This is a genomic window from Proteus sp. TJ1640 (genome assembly GCF_003144445.1).
GTDB classification, from domain to species: domain Bacteria; phylum Pseudomonadota; class Gammaproteobacteria; order Enterobacterales; family Enterobacteriaceae; genus Proteus; species Proteus penneri.
Genome location: NZ_PENY01000023.1, coordinates 1 through 611, shown reverse-complemented (window position 1 = coordinate 611; position 611 = coordinate 1). Strand labels below are relative to the sequence as shown.

At 45.3% G+C, this 611-nt stretch carries 1 protein-coding gene; it reads left to right on the top strand.

Annotated elements, in window-relative coordinates:
- Nucleotides 1–611 (top strand): hemagglutinin repeat-containing protein (locus DK861_RS11220; RefSeq protein ID WP_204101260.1); only part of this gene is annotated, 611 nt, incomplete at both ends.

Here is a 611-nt window from a genome sequence, read left to right as displayed (position 1 = left end):
GTTGGGGTAAATATTAATGCTAATGGTAGCCGAGCAAAAGGATTTGAAGAGGGCGACCACACCTATTACACCAATAGCACATTAAATGCAGGGCAAACGCTCACCTTACAAAGCGGCCAAGATACGACCTTAAAAGGCGCTCAAGCGCAAGGCGATAAAGTGATTGCTAAGGTGGGCGGAGATTTACATCTTGAAAGCCAGCAAGCGATTGATGATTACAAATCGAAGCAATCGAGTGAAAGTGCGGGTGGTAGTGTCAATGTGATGGGCACACCGGGAGGTTCGGCAAATCTTTCGTTTAGTCGCGATAAAATGGACAGCAAATACCGTTCAGTGGAAGAACAAACGGGCTTATTTGCAGGCAATCAAGGGTTTGATATTAGTGTAGGTAAACATACCCAGCTTGATGGTGCAGTAATTAGCAGTACCGCAGAGGCTAAAAATAATCAGCTTGATACGGGCACATTAGGCTTTAGTGATATCCATAACTACGCAGAATATAAAGTTGAGCATCAATCTGGTGGTGTAAGTACCTCAGGAGGTGTTGAAGGCAATATGCTGGCTAATATGGGGCATGCATTAGCCATGGCAGGCAACCATAGTGACAGCGC